We start from the raw sequence: 5256 nt of genomic DNA on the forward strand, positions 1-5256 counted from the left end.
ACACAGTGGACGCGAGCAACTGAGGACAAGCCCTCGGCCTATTAGTACCGGTCACCTCCACACGTTACCGTGCTTCCAGATCCGGCCTATCAACCCAGTCGTCTACTGGGAGCCTTACCCCATCAAGTGGGTGGGAGTCCTCATCTCGAAGCAGGCTTCCCGCTTAGATGCTTTCAGCGGTTATCCCTCCCGAACGTAGCCAACCAGCCATGCCCTTGGCAGGACAACTGGCACACCAGAGGTTCGTCCGTCCCGGTCCTCTCGTACTAGGGACAGCCCTTCTCAAGACTCCTACGCGCACAGCGGATAGGGACCGAACTGTCTCACGACGTTCTAAACCCAGCTCGCGTACCGCTTTAATGGGCGAACAGCCCAACCCTTGGGACCGACTCCAGCCCCAGGATGCGACGAGCCGACATCGAGGTGCCAAACCATCCCGTCGATATGGACTCTTGGGGAAGATCAGCCTGTTATCCCCGGGGTACCTTTTATCCGTTGAGCGACGGCGCTTCCACAAGCCACCGCCGGATCACTAGTCCCGACTTTCGTCCCTGCTCGACCCGTCGGTCTCACAGTCAAGCTCCCTTGTGCACTTACACTCAACACCTGATTGCCAACCAGGCTGAGGGAACCTTTGGGCGCCTCCGTTACTCTTTAGGAGGCAACCGCCCCAGTTAAACTACCCATCAGACACTGTCCCTGATCCGGATCACGGACCCAGGTTAGACATCCAGCACGACCAGAGTGGTATTTCAACGGCGACTCCACGAACACTGGCGTGCCCGCTTCACAGTCTCCCACCTATCCTACACAAGCCGAACCGAACACCAATATCAAACTGTAGTAAAGGTCCCGGGGTCTTTCCGTCCTGCTGCGCGAAACGAGCATCTTTACTCGTAGTGCAATTTCACCGGGCCTATGGTTGAGACAGTCGAGAAGTCGTTACGCCATTCGTGCAGGTCGGAACTTACCCGACAAGGAATTTCGCTACCTTAGGATGGTTATAGTTACCACCGCCGTTTACTGGCGCTTAAGTTCTCAGCTTCGCCCCACCGAAATGGAGCTAACCGGTCCCCTTAACGTTCCAGCACCGGGCAGGCGTCAGTCCGTATACATCGCCTTACGGCTTCGCACGGACCTGTGTTTTTAGTAAACAGTCGCTTCTCGCTGGTCTCTGCGGCCACCCCCAGCTCAGGAAGCACGTTCCCTCACCGGATGTGGCCCCCCTTCTCCCGAAGTTACGGGGGCATTTTGCCGAGTTCCTTAACCATAGTTCACCCGAACGCCTCGGTATTCTCTACCTGACCACCTGAGTCGGTTTAGGGTACGGGCCGCCATGAAACTCGCTAGAGGCTTTTCTCGACAGCATAGGATCATCCACTTCACCACAATCGGCTCGGCATCAGGTCTCAGCCACAAGGTGTGCGGATTTACCTACACACCGGCCTACACCCTTACCCCGGGACAACCACCGCCCGGGATGGACTACCTTCCTGCGTCACCCCATCACTCACCTACTACCAGCTCGGGTCACCGGCTCCACCACTCCCCTCAACTCCGAAGAGATCAGGGCGGCTTCACGGGCTTAGCATCACTGGATTCGATGTTTGACGCTTCACAGCGGGTACCGGAATATCAACCGGTTATCCATCGACTACGCCTGTCGGCCTCGCCTTAGGTCCCGACTTACCCTGGGCAGATCAGCTTGACCCAGGAACCCTTAGTCAATCGGCGCACACGTTTCTCACGTGTGAATCGCTACTCATGCCTGCATTCTCACTCGTCAACCGTCCACGACTACCTTCCGGTGCCGCTTCACCCGGCAGACGACGCTCCCCTACCCATCACAGCCGGCGTTGGCCGTACATGCTGCAATGACACGACTTCGGCGGTACGCTTGAGCCCCGCTACATTGTCGGCGCGGAATCACTAGACCAGTGAGCTATTACGCACTCTTTCAAGGGTGGCTGCTTCTAAGCCAACCTCCTGGTTGTCTGTGCGACTCCACATCCTTTCCCACTTAGCGTACGCTTAGGGGCCTTAGTCGATGCTCTGGGCTGTTTCCCTCTCGACCATGGAGCTTATCCCCCACAGTCTCACTGCCGCGCTCTCACTTACCGGCATTCGGAGTTTGGCTAAGGTCAGTAACCCGGTAGGGCCCATCGCCTATCCAGTGCTCTACCTCCGGCAAGAAACACACGACGCTGCACCTAAATGCATTTCGGGGAGAACCAGCTATCACGGAGTTTGATTGGCCTTTCACCCCTAACCACAGGTCATCCCCCAGGTTTTCAACCCTGGTGGGTTCGGTCCTCCACGAAGTCTTACCTCCGCTTCAACCTGCCCATGGCTAGATCACTCCGCTTCGGGTCTTGAGCGCGCTACTGAATCGCCCTGTTCGGACTCGCTTTCGCTACGGCTTCCCCACTCGGGTTAACCTCGCAACACACCGCAAACTCGCAGGCTCATTCTTCAAAAGGCACGCAGTCACGAGATGCAGCAAGCTGCATCCGACGCTCCCACGGCTTGTAGGCACACGGTTTCAGGTACTATTTCACTCCCCTCCCGGGGTACTTTTCACCATTCCCTCACGGTACTATCCGCTATCGGTCACCAGGGAATATTTAGGCTTAGCGGGTGGTCCCGCCAGATTCACACGGGATTTCTCGGGCCCCGTGCTACTTGGGTATCAATCAAACGAGCCGCTGATGTTTCGACTACGGGGGTCTTACCCTCTACGCCGGACCTTTCGCATGTCCTTCGCCTACATCAACGGTTTCTGACTCGTCCTGTCGCCGGCAGACGACAGAAGAAAGAACCCACAACCCCGCTCACGCAACCCCTGCCGGGTCTCACACGTAAACGGTTTAGCCTCATCCGGTTTCGCTCGCCACTACTCCCGGAATCACGGTTGTTTTCTCTTCCTGCGGGTACTGAGATGTTTCACTTCCCCGCGTTCCCTCCACACTGCCTATGTGTTCAGCAGCGGGTGACAGCCCATGACGACTGCCGGGTTTCCCCATTCGGAAACCCCCGGATCAAAGCCTGGTTGACGACTCCCCGGGGACTATCGTGGCCTCCCACGTCCTTCATCGGTTCCTGGTGCCAAGGCATCCACCGTGCGCCCTTAAAAACTTGGCCACAGATGCTCGCGTCCACTGTGCAGTTCTCAAACAACGACCAACCACCCATCACCCCACTGGACAAGCCAGTGAGTGCACTGGGGTCGGCATCGAAGGCATCCAGCCGTACGGCCGTACCTTCAGACACCCAACAGCGTGCCCGACCCAGACCCGTCCGAAGATCATGCGTTCCACGCTCCGAAGAGCAGTACTGGCAGCCTCCGACCCGAGATCCGGACCGAATAGTCAACGTTCCACCCATGAGCTGACCACCGTCGATCATTCGTCGACGTAGTGGCTCTGGATCTCTTGCGAGATCTAGATGCTCCTTAGAAAGGAGGTGATCCAGCCGCACCTTCCGGTACGGCTACCTTGTTACGACTTCGTCCCAATCGCCAGTCCCACCTTCGACAGCTCCCTCCCACAAGGGGTTGGGCCACCGGCTTCGGGTGTTACCGACTTTCGTGACGTGACGGGCGGTGTGTACAAGGCCCGGGAACGTATTCACCGCAGCAATGCTGATCTGCGATTACTAGCAACTCCGACTTCATGGGGTCGAGTTGCAGACCCCAATCCGAACTGAGACAGGCTTTTTGAGATTCGCTCCACCTCACGGTTTCGCAGCTCATTGTACCTGCCATTGTAGCACGTGTGCAGCCCAAGACATAAGGGGCATGATGACTTGACGTCGTCCCCACCTTCCTCCGAGTTGACCCCGGCAGTCTCCTGTGAGTCCCCATCACCCCGAAGGGCATGCTGGCAACACAGAACAAGGGTTGCGCTCGTTGCGGGACTTAACCCAACATCTCACGACACGAGCTGACGACAGCCATGCACCACCTGTACACCGACCACAAGGGGGCGACCATCTCTGGCCGTTTCCGGTGTATGTCAAGCCTTGGTAAGGTTCTTCGCGTTGCGTCGAATTAAGCCACATGCTCCGCTGCTTGTGCGGGCCCCCGTCAATTCCTTTGAGTTTTAGCCTTGCGGCCGTACTCCCCAGGCGGGGAACTTAATGCGTTAGCTGCGGCACCGACGACGTGGAATGTCGCCAACACCTAGTTCCCACCGTTTACGGCGTGGACTACCAGGGTATCTAATCCTGTTCGCTCCCCACGCTTTCGCTCCTCAGCGTCAGTAATGGCCCAGAGATCCGCCTTCGCCACCGGTGTTCCTCCTGATATCTGCGCATTTCACCGCTACACCAGGAATTCCGATCTCCCCTACCACACTCTAGCCTGCCCGTATCGACTGCAGACCCGGGGTTAAGCCCCGGGCTTTCACAACCGACGTGACAAGCCGCCTACGAGCTCTTTACGCCCAATAATTCCGGACAACGCTTGCGCCCTACGTATTACCGCGGCTGCTGGCACGTAGTTAGCCGGCGCTTCTTCTGCAGGTACCGTCACTTTCGCTTCTTCCCTGCTGAAAGAGGTTTACAACCCGAAGGCCGTCATCCCTCACGCGGCGTCGCTGCATCAGGCTTTCGCCCATTGTGCAATATTCCCCACTGCTGCCTCCCGTAGGAGTCTGGGCCGTGTCTCAGTCCCAGTGTGGCCGGTCGCCCTCTCAGGCCGGCTACCCGTCGTCGCCTTGGTGAGCCATTACCTCACCAACAAGCTGATAGGCCGCGGGCTCATCCTGCACCGCCGGAGCTTTACACCATCAAGGATGCCCAAGATGGTCATATCCGGTATTAGACCCCGTTTCCAGGGCTTGTCCCAGAGTGCAGGGCAGATTGCCCACGTGTTACTCACCCGTTCGCCACTAATCCACCCCGAAGGGCTTCATCGTTCGACTTGCATGTGTTAAGCACGCCGCCAGCGTTCGTCCTGAGCCAGGATCAAACTCTCCGTGAATGTTTTCCCGTGATCGGGATGAACACCACGAGAGCGGAACCAGGGAGAGGAATAGTCTCCCCGGTTCACAGCGTCCTCGCTGTGTTATTTCAAAGGAACCTCGTCCCAGCAGATGCTGGAGACGGGGTATCAACATATCTGGCGTTGACTTTTGGCACGCTGTTGAGTTCTCAAGGAACGGACGCTTCCTTTGTACTCACCCTCTCGGGCTTTCCTCCGGGCGCTTCCCTTCGGTCTTGCGTTTCCGACTCTATCAGATCTTTCCGATCCGATTT

General features: G+C 57.5%; 2 rRNA genes. Both read right to left on the reverse strand.

The annotated features are described in order from the left end of the window. Window positions 1-21: 21 nt before the first annotated feature. Window positions 22-3141 (reverse strand): 23S ribosomal RNA (locus tag P3H78_RS32695). Window positions 3142-3455: 314 nt separating this feature from the next. Next, a 16S ribosomal RNA gene (locus P3H78_RS32700) occupies window positions 3456-4981 on the reverse strand. Together the 16S and 23S rRNA genes form the textbook arrangement of a ribosomal RNA operon. Between the last annotated feature and the right edge of the window lie 275 nt (window positions 4982-5256).

The organism is Streptomyces tropicalis (assembly GCF_029269835.1).
Lineage (GTDB): Bacteria > Actinomycetota > Actinomycetes > Streptomycetales > Streptomycetaceae > Streptomyces > Streptomyces tropicalis.